Source organism: Streptomyces sp. NPDC029292 (genome assembly GCF_055569295.1).
In genome coordinates this window covers 216,572-233,279 of record NZ_JBVHXR010000015.1, presented here as the reverse complement: position 1 = coordinate 233,279, position 16,708 = coordinate 216,572, and the positions used below count along the sequence as shown (strand labels likewise).

At 69.4% G+C, this 16,708-nt stretch carries 14 protein-coding genes, 3 pseudogenes and 1 riboswitch; of the genes and pseudogenes, 9 read left to right on the top strand and 8 right to left on the bottom strand.

Going from position 1 to position 16,708, the window contains the following annotated elements:
* Positions 1-166: 166 nt before the first annotated feature.
* Both ACZ4WS_RS30245 and ACZ4WS_RS30240 read left to right on the top strand, forming a co-directional pair.
* Complete coding sequence (locus ACZ4WS_RS30245; protein WP_467985397.1) at positions 167-2,152, top strand: GTP-binding protein; 1,986 nt, start codon at positions 167-169, stop codon at positions 2,150-2,152.
* Between the two features lie 142 nt (positions 2,153-2,294).
* Positions 2,295-4,163 carry a cellulase family glycosylhydrolase gene (locus ACZ4WS_RS30240; protein ID WP_467985395.1) on the top strand — a complete coding sequence of 623 codons (1,869 nt, stop codon included), beginning with the start codon at positions 2,295-2,297 and terminating at the stop codon, positions 4,161-4,163.
* Here the strand turns inward: ACZ4WS_RS30240 and ACZ4WS_RS30235 are convergent.
* Complete coding sequence (locus tag ACZ4WS_RS30235) at positions 4,156-5,424, bottom strand: YncE family protein (protein ID WP_467985393.1); 1,269 nt, start codon at positions 5,422-5,424, stop codon at positions 4,156-4,158. The genes ACZ4WS_RS30240 and ACZ4WS_RS30235 overlap by 8 nt on opposite strands.
* A gap of 213 nt (positions 5,425-5,637) precedes the next feature.
* Here ACZ4WS_RS30235 and ACZ4WS_RS30230 point away from each other — a divergent pair, with 213 nt between their 5' ends.
* A complete protein-coding gene (locus ACZ4WS_RS30230) occupies positions 5,638-6,291 on the top strand; it encodes a TetR/AcrR family transcriptional regulator (protein ID WP_467985392.1) in 654 nt (217 codons plus the stop codon).
* A gap of 232 nt (positions 6,292-6,523) precedes the next feature.
* On the opposite strand, the pseudogene ACZ4WS_RS30225 reads toward ACZ4WS_RS30230, so the two are convergent.
* A pseudogene (locus ACZ4WS_RS30225) lies at positions 6,524-7,444 on the bottom strand (glycosyltransferase).
* A 240-nt stretch (positions 7,445-7,684) separates the two neighbouring features.
* Between ACZ4WS_RS30225 and ACZ4WS_RS30220 the strand changes: the two are divergent.
* From ACZ4WS_RS30220 to ACZ4WS_RS30210, 3 genes and pseudogenes are all read left to right on the top strand, one after another.
* Positions 7,685-7,927: pseudogene (locus ACZ4WS_RS30220) on the top strand (response regulator transcription factor); the annotation flags it as partial.
* 51 nt (positions 7,928-7,978) lie between these two features.
* Positions 7,979-8,983, top strand: coding sequence for a polyprenyl synthetase family protein (locus tag ACZ4WS_RS30215; protein ID WP_467985390.1), 1,005 nt, complete (start codon positions 7,979-7,981; stop codon positions 8,981-8,983).
* 308 nt (positions 8,984-9,291) lie between these two features.
* Positions 9,292-10,497 (top strand): MFS transporter, encoded by a 1,206-nt coding sequence (locus ACZ4WS_RS30210; protein ID WP_467985388.1) that lies wholly within the window; start codon positions 9,292-9,294, stop codon positions 10,495-10,497.
* A 25-nt stretch (positions 10,498-10,522) separates the two neighbouring features.
* On the opposite strand, the pseudogene ACZ4WS_RS30205 reads toward ACZ4WS_RS30210, so the two are convergent.
* Positions 10,523-11,005 (bottom strand): annotated as a pseudogene (locus ACZ4WS_RS30205) (winged helix-turn-helix domain-containing protein); the annotation flags it as partial.
* Between the two features lie 139 nt (positions 11,006-11,144).
* Positions 11,145-11,375, bottom strand: coding sequence for a hypothetical protein (locus ACZ4WS_RS30200; protein WP_467985386.1), 231 nt, complete (start codon positions 11,373-11,375; stop codon positions 11,145-11,147).
* A 26-nt stretch (positions 11,376-11,401) separates the two neighbouring features.
* Between ACZ4WS_RS30200 and ACZ4WS_RS30195 the strand changes: the two genes are divergently transcribed.
* Complete coding sequence (locus ACZ4WS_RS30195; protein WP_467985384.1) at positions 11,402-12,124, top strand: CU044_5270 family protein; 723 nt, start codon at positions 11,402-11,404, stop codon at positions 12,122-12,124.
* Positions 12,118-12,240 (top strand): hypothetical protein, encoded by a 123-nt coding sequence (locus ACZ4WS_RS30190; RefSeq protein ID WP_467985382.1) that lies wholly within the window; start codon positions 12,118-12,120, stop codon positions 12,238-12,240. The genes ACZ4WS_RS30195 and ACZ4WS_RS30190 overlap by 7 nt, the downstream gene beginning before the upstream one ends.
* Here the strand turns inward: ACZ4WS_RS30190 and ACZ4WS_RS30185 are convergent, their stop codons facing one another.
* The 3 genes from ACZ4WS_RS30185 to ACZ4WS_RS30175 form a co-directional block, all read right to left on the bottom strand.
* Positions 12,241-13,089 (bottom strand): bifunctional 5,10-methylenetetrahydrofolate dehydrogenase/5,10-methenyltetrahydrofolate cyclohydrolase, encoded by an 849-nt coding sequence (locus ACZ4WS_RS30185; protein WP_467985380.1) that lies wholly within the window; start codon positions 13,087-13,089, stop codon positions 12,241-12,243.
* A gap of 23 nt (positions 13,090-13,112) precedes the next feature.
* Positions 13,113-13,199: riboswitch (ZMP/ZTP riboswitch) on the bottom strand.
* A 5-nt stretch (positions 13,200-13,204) separates the two neighbouring features.
* Positions 13,205-13,933 carry a hypothetical protein gene (locus tag ACZ4WS_RS30180; protein ID WP_467985469.1) on the bottom strand — a complete coding sequence of 243 codons (729 nt, stop codon included), beginning with the start codon at positions 13,931-13,933 and terminating at the stop codon, positions 13,205-13,207.
* 714 nt (positions 13,934-14,647) lie between these two features.
* Positions 14,648-15,469: a hypothetical protein gene (locus ACZ4WS_RS30175; protein WP_467985467.1), complete on the bottom strand. Its 822-nt coding sequence runs from the start codon at positions 15,467-15,469 to the stop codon at positions 14,648-14,650.
* A gap of 123 nt (positions 15,470-15,592) precedes the next feature.
* Between ACZ4WS_RS30175 and ACZ4WS_RS30170 the strand changes: the two genes are divergently transcribed.
* Entirely contained in the window at positions 15,593-16,183 is a 591-nt protein-coding gene (locus ACZ4WS_RS30170) for a MarR family winged helix-turn-helix transcriptional regulator (protein ID WP_467985379.1), read from the top strand.
* Positions 16,184-16,207: 24 nt separating this feature from the next.
* On the opposite strand, the gene ACZ4WS_RS30165 is transcribed toward ACZ4WS_RS30170, so the two are convergent.
* Complete coding sequence (locus tag ACZ4WS_RS30165) at positions 16,208-16,573, bottom strand: nuclear transport factor 2 family protein (RefSeq protein ID WP_467985377.1); 366 nt, start codon at positions 16,571-16,573, stop codon at positions 16,208-16,210.
* Positions 16,574-16,708 lie beyond the last annotated feature (135 nt).

Genomic DNA, 16,708 nt, shown 5'->3' with positions numbered 1-16,708 from the left:
CGAGCGCTGCGGCACCCATTTGTTGAGCGTTAATCCGTTGCCGTCGCGCGCCGCCGCCTGCTGGACTGGCGAGGACGCGTCCACCAAGATCGAGGAGCAGCAATGCGCACACCGTTCATGTCCACCCAGGAAGGAATCACTCTCACTTCAAAGGACATGACGCCCGGTGCATATGCTCAACCTGGGAATTCTGGCGCACGTAGACGCCGGTAAGACAAGCCTGACCGAGCGGCTGCTGCATGCCGTCGGGGTCATCGACGAGATCGGCAGCGTCGACGACGGAAACACCCAGACCGATTCCCTCGCGCTGGAGCGACAGCGCGGCATCACGATCAAATCCGCCGTCGTCTCCTTCGCGATCGACGACACCGCCGTCAATCTGATCGACACCCCCGGCCACCCGGACTTCATCGCAGAGGTGGAGCGGGTGCTCAGCGTGCTCGACGGCGCCGTACTCGTCGTCTCGGCCGTGGAGGGCGTCCAGGCGCAGACCCGTGTGCTGATGCGGACGCTCAAGCGGCTGCGGATTCCCACGCTCGTCTTCGTGAACAAGATCGACCGTGGCGGGGCGCAGTACGAGCATGTCCTGGAAAAGATCTCCGCGCGGCTCACTCCGTCGATCGTCCCGCTGGGTGAGGTCGGTGAACCGGGCACACGGCAGGCCCACTTCACCCTGTTCGACGACGCCCGGCTCAGGGCACCACTGCTCGATCTGCTCGCGGAGAACGACGACGATCTGCTGGGCGCGTACGTCGAGGGCCGCGTCTCGGACGACCGGCTCCGCGCGGCTCTCGTACGGCAGACCGGGCAGGCCCTGGTGCACCCGGTGTTCTTCGGCTCGGCCATGACCGGCGCGGGCGTCGCGGAACTGATCGCCGGGATCAAAGAGTTGCTGCCCTCGGCCGACGGCGATGCGGACGGTCCGGTCTCGGGCACCGTCTTCAAGGTCGAGAGAGGGCCCGCGGGGGAGAAGATCGCGTACGCCCGGATGTTCTCGGGGACGCTGCGGACGCGCGACCGCTTGGCCTTCCGTGACGCGGAGGAGGGGAAGGTCACCGCGATCAGCGTCTTCGACCAGGGCTCGGCCGTCCGGGTGACGTCCGTGGCCGCGGGGCGGATCGGCAAGCTCTGGGGGCTGGGCGACATCAGGATCGGCGACACCATCGGCGCGGCGCGGACATCGTCGGCGGGCGAGCACCTTTTCTCCCCGCCGACGCTCGAAACGGTCGTCGTCCCCTGCCGTCCGACCGACAAGGGCGCCCTGCATCTCGCGCTCACGCAACTCGCCGAACAGGATCCGCTGATCAATCTGCGCCACGACGAGCTGCGCAAGGAGACCTCCGTATCCCTCTACGGCGAGGTGCAGAAAGAGGTCATCCAGGCGACGCTGGCGGACGAATTCGGTATCGACGTCCTGTTCCGCGAGACGACACCGCTCTGCATCGAGCGGCCGGTCGGTACCGGCGGGGTGGTCGAGTTCAATGGAAAGGACCCCAATCCCTTCCTCGCTACCGTCGGACTGCGCATCGATCCGGCGCCGGTCGACTCCGGTGTGGAATTCCGCCTGGAGGTCGAACTCGGATCCATGCCGTACGCGTTCTTCAAGGCGGTCGAGGACACCGTGAAGGACACACTCGCGCAGGGAATCCACGGATGGCAGGTCACCGACTGCACGGTCACCATGACCCACTCCGGCTATTCGCCCCGGCAGAGCCACGCCCATCAGGGCTTCGACAAAAGCATGTCCAGCACGGGCGCCGACTTCCGGGGCCTGACGCCGCTGGTGGTGGTGAACGCACTGCTGGTGGCGGGTACGCAGGTGTACGAGCCGATGCACCGTTTCCGTCTGGAGGCCCCGGCGGACACCCTGGGAGCCGTGCTGCCCGTGCTGGCGAAGCAGGGCGCCGTCGCGCAGACCACGGAGATGCGCGGCGCGTCATGCGTGCTGGAGGGCCGGATCCCGGTCGCCCAGGTGCATGAACTGGAGCAGCAGCTACCGGGGCTGACCCGCGGAGAGGGCGAGCTGGAATGCGCCTTCGACCACTACGCGCCGGTTGTCCGCGGCGCGGTCCCGGACCGGCCGCGGACCGACCTGAACCCGCTCGACCGGAAGGAGTACCTGCTGAACGTGACGCGACGGGTCGGCGGGTGAACGAGGCGGGGGAAGGAGACGGTGAAGGCGGCGGGCGAAGGAGGCCGTGAACGAGGCGGCTGAAGGAGGCGGGTGAAACGAGAAACTTACTCATGAGTCAGGGGTGTTGACGCCCCCTGGTGCAGGGGCGACTGTTGTGAACATGTCGAAGTTACGTGCGCGTCTGCTCGGCGTCCTCGTACTCCTCACCGGCTTCCTCACGGCGGCGGGCGCGCAGCCCGCCGCCGCGGACGGACTCCCCGACTCCCTCTGGTTCGACGAACCCGCGGCCGCCACCCTCACGGTCGCGAACGGCCACTTCACCGACGGCCTCGGCCGCGAGGTCGTGCTGCGCGGCTACAACGTCTCCGGTGAAACCAAGCTTGAGGAGAACAGCGGACTGCCCTTCGCCTCGGTCGCCGACGCCAAGAAGTCCGCGACCGCGCTGCGCGCCCTCGGCGGCGGAAACTCCGTACGCTTCCTGCTCTCCTGGGCGCACGCCGAACCCGTGCGCGGCCAGGTCGACACCGCCTATCTCGCCGCGGCCACCGACCAGATACGCGCCTTCCTCGACGCGGGAATCCGCGTGTACCCCGACTTCCATCAGGACCTCTACTCCCGTTATCTCTTCAACACGGGCAGCTGGTACAGCGGCGACGGCGCCCCCAAGTGGGCCGTACAGGCGGGCAATTACCCCCAGGAGTCCTGCGGGATCTGCCTCTTCTGGGGCCAGAACATCACCCAGAACGGGGCCGTGAAGCAGGCGTCGTACGACTTCTGGCACAACGCGTACGGAGTCCAGGACGCCTTCCTCGCCACGGCCGCGACCACCATGGCCTACGTGAAACAGCACCTCACCACCGCCCAGTTCGCCGGCGTCGTCGGCTTCGACCCGTTCAACGAGCCGTACGCGGGCACGTACGACTCCGGGCAGACCAGCCGGACGTGGGAGCGCGACGTGCTGTGGCCCTTCTACGTGAAGTTCCGGGCCCGCATGGACGCGGCGGGCTGGCAGGGCAAGCCCGCCCTCGTCGAACCGAACCTCTTCTGGAACGCCAACATCGACTCCCAGAAGCAGGAGGGCGGCCTGCTGGACGCGGGCACCCTGGGCTCGCGCTATGTGTTCAACACCCACTTCTACGACCAGAAGGCGATCTCCGGCATCCTGATGTGGGGCAAGGCGGGGGACGGCCAGTACGCCACGGACTTCGGGACGGTACGCGACCGCGCCTCGGCCGCGGGCACGACGGCGATCGTCAGCGAGTTCGGCCACCCGCTCTCCGGATCGGTCTCGGACAAGGCGCCGACGGTCGTGAAGGCGATGTACCAGGCCCTCGACTCCCGCCTGCCGGGCTCCACTTGGTGGTCCGAACCGGCATCCTCGGGCCCTGTCCTCTCCGGCACCCAGTGGCAGTGGGACATCTACAACGGCCGCCACCACGAGCTGATGAACGACAACCCCGACAAGGTCCTGACCTCCGGTGACGCCTGGAACGACGAGGACCTCTCCGCCGTACGCCTCGACGACTCGGGCACGGCCGTCCTGCGCCAGGACGCCCGCCTCCTGGACCGCCTCTACCCCAGCGCCACGGCGGGCAGCACGGTCGCCTTCACCTACGAGGACCGCTCCCGCGACGGCTCCACCACCCTGACCTGGAACCCGATTCCGTCGTCCCTGCCGCACGTCGCCCAGCTCGTGGGATCGGGCCAGTACGGGCTGCTGCTCTGGCGCTCCGGCGGCACTGGCGCCCCCACGGAGCTCCACCTCCCGGCGTCCTTCCCGACCTCGGCCACGACGGTGGTGTCCGACCTCGGGGCGATGATCTCGCCACCCGCCTACACCACGACGACACCGATCGCCGCGGCCCCCGAGCCGGGCGGTACCGGCAGCCGTCGACTGCTGCTCACCGCACCGGGCTCGGGGACCCTGCACTACGCGCTGGTCACGAACGGGGCGACGGCTCCGTCCGCCGATCTGCTGAGCGCGGCCCGGACCGAACTGGCGTCGTGGGCCGCGACGGCGGTCAACTAGCGGGCGTGCCCGACCAGTTCGCCTCCACATGGCCGAGGCGAACGCGCTGGGGGTGGTCGCCGACCGGTACTGACACCGTCTTCTGCCCGGTGGCGAAGTCGATGGCGGTGATCTGGTCGGCGCCGCTCTCGGAGATGACGCAGTCCTTGCCGTCGCCGCTGACGGTCGCCCAGTACGGCTTGGAGGCGGTGACGAGCGGGCCCTCCTGGAGGGTGGCCCGGTCGACGACGGTCGCGTAGTCGTCCATCGTTCCCGCGACGCACAGCTTGGTGCCGGCGGGGTTCATCGAGATGCCGTGGTGGCGGGAGTCGTTGACCCAGGTGGTGCGGTCGGTACTGGTGGCCGGGTTCTTCGGGAGCGTCTTGACGCGGGTGATCTTGTCGGTGGCGACGTCGTACTCCAGGAAGCCGTTGAAGAAGGACACCTGGAAGTACAGCTTGGACTCGTCGGGGCTGAACACGGCGGGGCGGACCGCGTCCGAGTAGTCGGTGAGGCCGATCGCGTCGAGCCGCTCGCGCATGTCGATCACCTTGACCTGCTTGAAGGTGGCCGCGTCGACGACGGTGATGTGCCGGTCGCCCTTCGTCCAGTCCAGCCAGGGGTCGTCGAGGGCGGTGTTGACGTCACCGATGGCCATGTTCCAGATGTACTTGCCGTCGTGGGTGAAGATGTTCTCGTGCGGCTTGTCGCCGGTGGCGAAGGAGCCGAGCTGTTTGCCGGTGTTGATGTCCAGGACGTGCACGGTGTTCGTGGTCGAGGCGGAGACCGCGACGCGGGTGCCGTCGGGGGAGACCGCCATGTGGTCGGAGCGGTAACCCGACACCGCGAAACGCCAGTTGATCTTCCCGGTGGCGAGGTCGATCGAGACGACGTCGGCGAAGCTCGGGCGGGAGACGACCACGGACTTGCCGTCGGGCGTGGAGTACATGTCGTCGACGAACTGGTCGTGGCCCTCCCCGACGCCGTTGCGAATGGCGAGGAAGTAGGCCCACTTGATCGGGTCGGCGTTGATCGCCGCCAGCCGCTCGTCCTTGTCCGGGATCACGTTGATCCGGCCGACCTTCGCGAAGTCTCCGGTGGACTTGATGACGTCGGCGGTGCCGTCCCAGTTGTTGCCCACGAACATCACCTCGCGCAGATCGGCGGCGGAGCTCTGCGCGATGGCCGCATTGGCTGCGGTGGCCGTGGTCGCCGTGCCGCCGACGGTGAGGGCGAGGGCGGCGGCCAGGGAGCAGATGTGCCTTGGTCTGAGGACAGCCATGGTGGGTCCTTGCCTTGGTGGGGAGTGCGGGTGGGGAGTGCGCGTGCAGAGTGCCGCTGGCGAGGGCATGACAAGGAAAAATCTGAACACGCCCGCGTTCAGAGTTGACTTACTGGAAAGTAAGGAGGGGGCGGCCCTCTCCACAAGGGTCCGTACACGACAAAATCGTCCGGGTGAACGGTTCGTCGGACCGGCGAGGCGAGGGAGGAACGCGTGGCGGGCAGGCTCAGACAGCCGACCGGCCGTTACGGGGGCAGGACCGCCGAGGAGCGGCAGGCCGAGCGACGCCGCCGCTTCCTGGACGCCGCGCTTCAGCTGTTCGGCGACAGTCCGGGCTTCCGGTCCACGACCGTCGCGGCACTCAGCGAGGCTGCGGGCCTGTCGACGCGCCAGTTCTACGAGGAGTTCCGCACCCTCGAAGACGTCCTGGCCGCGCTGCACCTCCAGGTCAACGACTGGGCCGAGGAGGCCGCGCTCGCCGCGCTCGCCGACGCGCGGGAGCTGCCGCTCGCCGAGCGGGCCACCGCGATCTTCCGCGCCTACGCCGCGAACGTGACCGGCGACCCGCGCCGGATCCGCATCACCTTCGTCGAAATCATCGGCGTGAGCCCGCGGCTGGAGGAGCAGCGGCTTGCCCGCCGCGCCCGTTGGGTGGACCTCATCTGCGCCGAGGCGGCCGCGGCTGCCGCCCGTGGTGAGGCGGCACCGCGCGACTACCGGATCGCCGCGACCGCCTTCATCGGCAGCGTCAATGGCCTGCTCCATGACTGGAGCGCCGGCTGGGTGGATGCGACGCTCGACGAGGTGGTCGAGGAACTTGTCCGGCAGCTGCTGGGGATCTTGAGGCCGGCAGGGTGGGTGGGGTGACGGTGCGGGGGTGGGGGCTGGAGGGTTTTTCGCCCCCGCCGCCCCCGCCGCCCCTGCCCGTCCCGTATCTGGGGGCTGCCGCCCCCAGACCCCCGCTATCGGCCTGACGGCCTCGTCCTCAAACGCCGGACGGGCTGAATTCAGCCTCTCCGGCGTTTGAGGAGCGGGGTCTGGGGCGGAGCCCCAGGTACGGGAAGGGTAGGGGCGGCGGGGGCGAAAACCATCCCGGCCGTCAGCCCGTCAGCCGGTTCACCGCCTCGGCGACGGGTCCCACCCCCGTCCTCGGTGCGGATACGGGTCGAAAGGGCCTGGGCGCGCTGCCGATACGAAGGGTCCGTCGTCGCCCGTAGGAGAGCTGACGTGAGCCGGACGGAAGTCAGCCCACGCAGCGGCACGGCCGCCGGCGCCACGCCGAGGGAGACGAGCCGGGCGGCCCAGAACCCCTCGTCGAACTGGATCGGCACGGGCACGGCCGGAACCCCGGCCCGCAGCCCGGCCGCCGTCGTGCCCGCCCCCGCGTGATGAACCACCGCGGCCATCCGCGGGAAGAGCGCCGAGTGCGGCACCTCGTCGACCGTGAACATGTCGTCACCGGTGGCGCGCAGCCCACCCCATCCCCGCTGGATCACCCCACGCCGCCCGGCCGCCCGCAGGGCCCGTACGACCTCGGCACTCAGCCGCTCGGAATCGGGCACGGTGGCGCTGCCCAGACCCACGAAGACCGGGGGAGGAGCGGAGGCGCGAACTCCCTTGTGGGGGCCAGCGGTTGCAGATAGACGCCCATGCTGGGCAGCGACAGCCCCTCGGCGACGGCATGGCCGAGCGGCCCCAGGGAACTGGACAGCAGCAGTACGTCACTGGAGTGAGCGGCCTCGATCAGGTCGTCGGTCATCTGCCCGACGAGCGCCCGCGCCATCTCGACGACCCGGATCAGCTTCCCGGTCCCGGTGGTACTGCGATGCAGTCCCTGTCCCCGCGCCGACTCCAACTCCGCCCGGGGGTCGACGGGCAGCGCGTGAAACCCCACATCCGAACCGGCCACCAGCCGTTCGAAGTACCCGTGCGTCACCAGGGTGACCTCGTGCCCGGCCCGCGTGAGCCCGTGCCCCAGACCGGTGTATGGCGCCACATCGCCCCGCGACCCCGCGGTCATGATCGCTACTCGCACGACGGCCAGTATGGCGGGGTTTCACGGCCGGTGGCCCGCGGCTTGGCTCGCCGTGACGAATTCGGTGACCGCGTGACGGTACAGCCGGGGCTGTTCGGCGTCGATGATGTGCCGGCGTCCGCGACGGTGCGGAGCGTGGAGTTGGGCAGGACCTGACCGGCATGCGGGAGTGCGTCGGCCGACTCGGCGGGACCTTCGAGGCTGGTCCCGCCCAGGACGGCGGCTGAAGTGCTCCTGTTGCTCGGCCGGGGCCTGTCCAACGCGGAGATCGCCGCCCGGCTCCACGTCGGCGAGGCCACCGTGAAGACCCATGTGGGCCGCGGCCTCGACAAGCTCGGCCTGCGCGACCGCGTCCACGCGGTGGTCTTCGCCTTCGATCACGGCCTGGTCCGCCCCGGAGGCCCGCACGAACCGGCAGAGAACCAGCCATGGCCGAAATTCGCTCTAGCTCGCCTCCATCCAGAATGATCGAATCGGTCCTTGATTGATCGTCAAAGGGTGGGGGCTTCCGTGAATTCCATGTCGTACGTGGATCTGCATCGGCGCATGTCGGCGGATATCGAGGCGGAGATGGATACCGCTCTCGAAAAACTCGGTAGATCGGCGAAATCGGTCAGAGAAACAGTCGCCAAGCTATTGGAGCACCGCACCTTCAAATACCCGCTGTCGGTGCTGCCGATGATGGTCCATGCCGTCGAGACCGGAGCGCCCGAACCGGCGGTTCCGCTGGCCGTCGTGCATGAGCTGTGGTGGACGTCGGCGTGCTATCTGGACGATCTGGCCGATGGGCAGGGCGCGTTCGTCGCCGGTGACCTCAGCGGGAGCGAAGCGCTGCTCGCCACGGTCGTCAGCGGAAATCCGCTTCCCATTCTCGTCGTTCAGTCGCAACGAATTCCGGAGTCGGTGCGTGGTGTTCTGGCGATCGAGATCGTGAACTGCTCGATCGTTGCCGCCGAAGGGCAACTGATCGACCTTCGTGGTGATGTACGTGCTGCTACGCGCGACTCGGTGGTCACGGCGTACCGAGGTAAATCCGGCGCTCCCTTCAGCATGGTCACGGCAATGGCCGCCGAATTGGCGGGAGTCGAGAAGGAGCGAGTGGAGCTCTGGCGCGAGTTCGGCAATGTCTTCGGCATCCTGTGGCAGATATTCAACGACCAGGAGGACATCCTCTCCGGCCGTAACGAAGACCTGCTGAACGGCACGGTGACGTACCTGCTTGCCTGCGCCCTCGACGAGGCGGCCCCCCAGCCCAGGCAGCACCTCCTCGGCCTGCACACCGCCGCAAGGAGTTCTCACCAAGCCAGAGCGGAACTCACCGACCTCCTTCTCGCGCCTGCCGTTCTTCGTCGGTACGAGGAGGACATCAACGAGTTCCGCGACAAGGCGTATCGCCTTCTCGACGAACTGGGCGGTGACGAAACGTATTTGCAGATGCTTCGGCAGCTCGTGGACGAGTCCTCTCGGATGCTGCTCGGGGCGGACCTCGTCTCCGCGGGGACGGCTTCGGGGCAGTGCTACTGAACTTGACCGGGTGATGTCGGGCTGTTCGCCTGACGTCCCACGCGGACTTGCTTTCGGCAACTCGGTCGACTGCGCTCGGCCACCGGCCGGGAGACCGTTACCAGTGGTTGCTGCTCAGCGGGCTGGAGGAGGTGGGTGCGTGCGGGCAGCGCAAGGCACCGTACATCCGTACGAACTCTGCGCACCGGTGGCATAGTTGTGTCTCAACGCCGCGCAGTCCGCCAGGGCCACACACGTGCGGTCCGAGGTCCGGGCGATCCACGCGCTGCGGCGTGCGATTCGCTGGGCGCGTGACAGGAGAGCGACGGTTGCCGATCGGACTCATCGCACTGGCAATGGGCGGTTTCGGTATCGGTCTGACCGAGTTCCTGATCGCCGGACTGTTGCCGCAGGTGGCGTCGAGTTTCGCGGTGTCCGAGGCGGCCGCGGGCCGGCTGATCTCCGGGTACGCGTTGAGTGTCGCGGTCGGCGCGATCGCGCTGACCGCGGCGACGGCGCGGCTGCCCCGCAAGGGGGTTCTGGTCGGCCTGGTGGCGTTGTTCGTCATCGGCAACCTGCTGTCCGCCGTCGCGTCGAGCTATCCGGTGATGTTGCTCGGGCGGATCGTTGCGGCGTTGTGCCACGGTTCGTTCTTCGGTATCGGCTCGCTGGTCGCGCGCAGCCTGGTCGCCCCCGAGAAGAAGTCCCGTGCGGTGGCTGTCATGTTCGGCGGGCTGACGGTTGCGAACGTGTTGGGCGTGCCGTTCGGCGCGCTCGTCGGTGAACGCTGGGGCTGGCGAGCGGCCTTCTGGGCAGTCACCGGAATCGGCCTGCTCGCGCTGGCGGGAATCGTCGTCCTCGTCCCCGGTTGGGCGGGAGAGGCGCGGCTGCCGATGGCGGCGGGCCGTTCGGACCCGATACAACGCGGTGGCTTGTGGGCCCAGTTCCGTGCGTTCCGGTCCTGGCAGGTCTGGCTGACCCTGACGGCCACCGCGCTCAGCTACGGCGGGATGTTCGGTGCGTTCAGTTACATCGCCTACACGTTCACCGAGGTCGGCGGCTTTTCCCCCGCGGACGTCGCATGGTTGCTCATGGTGTACGGCGTCGGCCTGGTCGTCGGGAACCTGATCGGAGGGCGGGCAGCCGACCGTGACCGTGACCGCGCCCTGGTCCTCGCCCTGCTCGGACTCACCATCACCCTGGCCGTGTTCGGTCTGCTGGCCGGCAGCGCCACGGCGTCGGTGATACTGATCTTTCTGATGGGGCTGTTCGGATTCGCCAGTGTGCCCGGCATGATCACTCGTGTCACCGACTTCGCACATGGGGCGCCCCTGGCCGCAAGCGCCAACGTGTCCGCGTCCAACCTCGGCAACGCCCTCGGCGCCTGGCTCGGGGGCCTGGCCATCACCGCGGGCCTCGGCTACACCGCGCCGCTCTACGTCGGCGCCGGTATCGCCCTGACTTCCACCATCGTCATGGTCATCGCCGCAAACCACGCCAGGTCAACCGCGCAGCAGACTGGCTGCTGGACTTAAAAGTGTGACGTCCGTCCGAGCGTTTTCAGCTGTCCAGGGTGAGGCCGGTGCCAGTGAGGCAGCCGTTGATCAGGTGTGGCCGGTACTGGATCTTCTTGAGTTGCGCTTGACGGCGGTGGCCAACTGGTCGAGGTCCGCGGCGGCAAGGTTGCCCGTAGCCCGTTTCATCAGCGACCAGATGCCTTCCTGCGGGTTGAGGTCGAGTGCGTAAGAAGGGAACTGGAAGACCACGGCCAGTCCTGGTTCGCGGCGATGAATTCCTTCATCCCCGCCATCAAGATGTGTCCGGAGGAGCCGCGGCCACGGACGCGGCCCACCGGGGTTCGGCCGACCACGCCCCAGGTTCTCGCACGTGGCGGCCTCAGCGACTGGCTGGCCTCGTCTTCGAAGCGATCCAGGCCCCGCGGGCCGGCTGCTGCCACGACCAGCCGTGGCGCTTGAGTAGCCGCCACGTCCCTTCCATCGTGTAGCTGACGTGGAACATCCGCACTCTTGTCGCCACCCTCGAAGCGAACGACTGCCGCCAGCCGAATCCGCTCCCGCAGGGCCCTCCCCTCGGCGGTCAAGCCCCCGCCCTGCGCGTGTCTCACAGTCCACGACCACCGACTCCAACCACACGCCGTCAGGCGAACAGCCCGATCACCCAATCAAGTCCAGTAGCCGGCCGACGCGGCCATCACCAAGGCCGTCGCCAGGGCGAGGGCGGTACCGAGCAGAACTCCGGCGCACAGCCGGCGCCGCAGCACGCGGTACCTCTCCTCGTATTCGGCGCGCAATTCCGTGCCGCGCCGTGCGGTGCGTTCCCAGGAACGCCGGGTGAGGGCGAGGTGGTTCTCCTGATAGCGCGCCTCCGCCTCCTGTCGCTGGGAGTCCGTCAACGCAGCCGAGCGAGCGTCCCCGCCGCGTGCGCCGCTGGGCCTGGAGCATCGGGACCGCCGCCGTCGGCGTGGTCGTCCTGACCTTGATGCTGTCGGGAACGACCACCACCCCCGCCGTGGCCGCGCGCCGTCCCCTGCTCGTCGAGTCCGGCTCCACCCCCGTACCTCTGGACCGGCTCGCAGACCGGGCAGCGGCGGCGGCCGGCGGTTCGCCGCGGCTGCGCCAGGGCACCCACGTCCAGACCTGGAGCCTGAGCATGACCTCGGGACCCGGTGCCCGGCCGCCGATCACGCTCCCCGAGGAACGTGTCGTCCGCTGGAAGGCCGACGGCAGCCACACGGAACTCGTGGTGGCCACCGACCCGCGCCACCCGGGCAAGCCCGTCATCACCGACACCGACGGCACGCCGCGCACGGTCGAGGACGGCCATGTCCTCAACCGGCAGACGTATCCGCCGAGTTGGAGCGACGCCCCACCGCAGGCGCGGCCGCCGCACGACGCCGAGCGGCTGCGCGCCTACCTCGAGGAGATCGACACCACCGAAGCGATGAAGACACCGGAACTCCTGGACGCCATGGCCGAGTTGCTCGACCACTGGACGCTCGGCGCCCGGGAGTCCGCCGCGCTGGCCCGTGTCCTGGCCGATGCGAAGGGGCTGCGCCCGTCCGGAGCGGTCACCGACCGGCTGGGGCGCCGGGGCAGGCGTACGTGTACGACGACACGGCCCACTCCGCACACCGGATGCTGATCCTCGACCCGGCGACCGGCGCCGTCCTCGGCCTCGAGGACACCGTCACGAAGGACGATCCCGAGTACGGCGTCAAGGCCGGGGACGTGATGTCGTACAGCGCCTGGATGCGCTGATCAGGCGCCGAGCCGGCGTTCGGCCCCCGTCACGGTCTGCTCCAGCAGGACCGCGATCGTCATCGGGCCGACGCCACCGGGCACGGGAGTGATCAGCTCGGCCCGGACGCTCGCGGTGTCGAAGTCGACGTCGCCGACGTTTCCGGCGTTGTAGCCCGCGTCGATCACGACGGCCCCCGGCTTGATGTCCTCGCCGCGGATCAGCCGGGGCCGTCCCACGGCGGCGACCACGATGTCCGCCTCGCGCACGACCGAGGACAGATCCGTCGTCCGCGAGTGGCAGTACGTCACCGTCGCGTCGCGCCCGAGCAGCAGCATGCCGACCGGCTTGCCCAGGATCGCGCTGCGGCCCACGACCACGGCCCGCTTGCCCGCCGGGTCGACGTCGTACTCGTCGAGGAGCCGCATGATGCCGCCGGGCGTGCAGGACACGAAGCCCGGCAGTCCGAAGCTCATCGCCGAGTACGAGCTCAGCGTCACCCCGTCGACGTCCTTCTCCGGCGCGATGGCCTCGAACGCCGCACGCTCGTCGATGTGCGGTCCGACGGGGTGCTGGAGCAGGATGCCGTGCACGGTGGGGTCGCCGGACAACGCGTGGAGCGTGTCGACCAGTTCGGCCGTCGTGGTGTCGGCGGGCAGGGAGACGTGCCGCGACTCGATACCGGCCTTGCGGCAGCGGTTCTGCTTCATCCGGACGTACGTGACGGAGGCGGGATCCTCGCCGACCAGCACCGTCGCCAGACACGGCGCGGCACCCGTACCGTCCTTGAGGTCGGCCGCTCGCTTGGCGGTCTCCTCGACGATGCGGCGCGCGAGACCGGCGCCGTCCATCAGCTGGGCCTGGGGCATGAGCTACTCCTGAGCGTCGTTGACACCATCGCCCAGGCGCGCGGCAGAGACTCGTTCGTCAGACCGCTCCCCGGTGGTACTCCACCTCAGCGCCAGTCACGGCCCGCCGACCACCCTAGCCCGTACGATGATCGGCCAGGACGGCAGGGGGAGAGGGCCATTGGGCGACGTACGGGACGACCTTCTCAAAGGACTGGCGTGGAATACGGCCGCGCCGAGCGGCGTCCTGCTGCGCCTCCTGAGTCCGCAGGTCCCCTCGGTCTGGTTCTGGCGCTGCCTGCGGGCAGGCCTGCCCGCCGACGTCGTCGACGCGATCGTCACCCACCCCGACCTGCGCGTACGCGGTTACTTCGCCGATAGCTGGAACGCCGACCCAGCCGACCGCGCCCGACTGGCCGACGACCCCGAGCGGAAGGTCCGGATAGCGGTGGCCAACGGACCGGAACCGTTCCGGATGGAGGTCGCGCCGCTGCCCGATGCCGCGTACGAGCGGCTCCTGTCCGATCCGGACGGCGAGGTACGCGACTGGGCGGTGCACTCCCGGAGCATCCCCCCGCGGGTCCTCGCCGGGTACGCCGACCACACCGACCCCGCGGTCCGTGCCGCGGTCTGCCGGGCCTGGGACGAACTGGCTCCGGCCGTTCGCGACGCGCTCCTTGCGGATCCCGACGCCGAGGTCCGCCGGGCCGCGGCCGTCAGCGCCTGCCCCGACGACGCGGCACGTACCGACGAACTGCTGGACACCGTCGAGCGACGGCGGCGAGACGACGTACTCAGGGAGGGCCGACTCAGCCGCGCCACGGCCGAACGCCTCGCGGCGAGCGCGGACTCGGGAGAGCGGCACGCCGTCGCCGCGAACCCCTCACTGCCGCCCGATCTGGTCGCGCGCCTGGCCACGGATCCCGAACACGCCGTCCGCCTGGCGATATCGGTCAGGCCCGAACTCACCGAGCAGGAGCGAGCCGCGATCGACTACGAGATGGACCCGGAGCGCCGCCCCGGCCCGGTCCGGTGGGTCTGGAACCTCGGGGACGAGAACGACGACCACGCAGCGCTCCGCCGATGCGCGACCTCCGCCCACGTCCTGCTGCGCCGTTCCGCGGCCGCCAACCGCCACCTGCCGGGCGACCTCGTCGCGCGTCTCGCTCGCGACGAGGACCACGCGGTCCGCCTCTTGACCTGTGAGTACCAGCCCTCCGCCCCGCCGGACGCCCTCCTGCGCACGGTCCTGGAGTGGGACGGCTACACCCGCTCCATCCTGCTGGACAGACCGCAGTTCCCCAGGAAGGGCCTCGCCCGGTACGCCGACGACGCGGACCCGAGCCTACGGGTGCTCGCCCTGCACGACCCGGACGCCTCGCCCGAGCTGGTCGAGCGCCTCAGCCGCGACGAGTCCACCCGGGTCAGGAATGCACGGCCGCTGATCCCCGCGTCGCGCCGGCCCGCATCGAGGAACTGCTGGCCGAGCCCGCCACCGCCCAGCAAGCGGCGGGGAATCCCGGACTGCCGGTGCGGGCCATGCACCGGTTGCTGGACGAGCTCGGCCTGGACTGACGACTCAGGAGCCGCTCTCCGCGGGCGGCGCGGTCGGATCCGCCCCGGCCAGGAACCCGTTGGCCTGCGCCTCGGTGGTCACCGCACCGATGGCTCCGGCCCATCGGGCGATCTCGCGGGCCAGCGCCAGGGCTCCGGCCTCGTTGCCCGCGGCGCGGGCCAGGACCGCGAGCAGCATCTGCTGGGAGAGCGTGCCGGGGACGTTCCCGGCACGGGCGCCCAGAGCGGTCGCCCGGGTCCAGCGCTCCAGCGCCCGCGCGTGGTCGCCGCGATCGTGGTCGTGGTCGCCGAGGTGACGCAGCGCCTCGCGAGCCAGCAGGTCGTCGCCGGAGACGCCCGAGACACCCGAGACGGCCGACTCGCCCGCGCGCAGGGCGGCTTCGTAGTGCCCCGGTGCGAGATCGCGCTCGCCGAAGAGATTGTCGGCGATGAGGCCCAGGTACATCTCGGCCCAGCCACGGCGCACCTCGTCCGGGGCCTGCTCCCGCAGGGTCCCGGCACGGCTCCGGAGAGCGGCGAGGGCGTGCGGGTCCTTGCCCTCGGGGCCGAAGCGCCAGGTGCCGTCGGCGCGGAGCTGACCGAGATAGTCGTGGCGCAGCCACAGATAGTCCAGGTCCCAACGGCCGCTGGAGAGCGGCTCTTCGAAGGCTTTCTCGGCGGCGTCGAGCCGGGCGGCGGCAAGGCCGGTGCCGGTGAACCAGTCGCTCTCCAGGGCGACTTCGGCCGCGGCGAGGGCGAGCCGCGCACGAGACCGCGGATCGGTCGTGTCCGCCGTGTCCAGCAGGACCGTCGCGCGCTCCCACCGGGCGGCCCCCCCCCAACTCACGGGCCGCAGAGACGAGTTCGTCGAGCGGCACGGTCGTACGGAACTTGCTTGCGGAGTTCGTCATGGCGAGGAAAGTAGTAATCCGAAAAACTATCCACAAGAAAACTACTTTCGGAGGCACGCATGGGGGACCCGTCCGAGCTGTCCGGTCCGTCCGACGCGCCGGCGGCGGACTCGGTCGACCGGCATGTCGCGCTCTGGTCCAAGGAGCTCGACTGGATGGACCCGGTCAAGGAGGCGATCTTCGCCCGGCTCGCGATCCTGGCCCGGCACGCGGCGCAGGCGCGCCGGGACACCCTGGACTCGGACGGGCTGCGGCACTGGCAGTTCAAGGTGCTGCTGATGCTGCGGCGCATCGGTCCGCCCTACGAGGCGAGCCCCTCGCGACTCGCCGACATGCTCGGCCTGACCCGGGGCGCTCTGTCGGCGAGGCTCGGCCCCATGGAGGACGCGGGGCTGATCACCCGCACGAACGAGAGGGCCGACCGCCGCCGCGTACGGGTACGGCTCACCGACGCCGGAATCGGTGTGTTCGAGCAGCACGCGGCGTTGGAGGAAGAGGGTGAGAACGCGCTGCTCGCAGTGCTGAGCGCAGCAGAGAAGCAGACACTCGCAGACCTGCTGCGGAAACTGGTCGTGGCAGCCGAGTCCGGCGCGGATGCGACCGGCCCATCGACGCACTCGCCGAGAAGGTCCAGCTCAGACGCGACCTGACCTGGACCTTCGGCCAGTTCCTTCCTACTCGTCCCATGCCTGCACAAGTGTCTGTTCGACGATCTTGCCGTCGCGCAACGACATCATCGAGCTGGCCAGCACCCTTACCCCGTCCGGGTACTCGCAGGACTCGGTGTAGGCGACGTGGTCGCCCTGGATGATGCAGTCTTCCATTTTGTGCGTCATGTCCCGGCTGTAGACGTCGTTGAGCATGTCGGCGATCTCGCCGCGACCGTGTTTGATCATCGGGTGGCTGGGCTGGGTGTTGCGGTCGACGACGCGTAGTTCCGCGTCGTCCGCGTAGAGCGACAGCAGAGCTGCCGCACTGTTTCCTTCTATGCCCCGGCGTAGCACTTCGGTGTCGAAGGCGGGGGCTGCCGCGGTGCCCATGATGACCTCCTTGGAAGGCCGCCGACCAGCGAGGAGCGGGCCGCGTGGGCCTCTCTTCCGAGACTCCTCCGCCACGGGGCCCACGGCAAGCGCAGCCGCCCGATGCGCCTGACGGGTGAGCGGCGGGGGACGGCC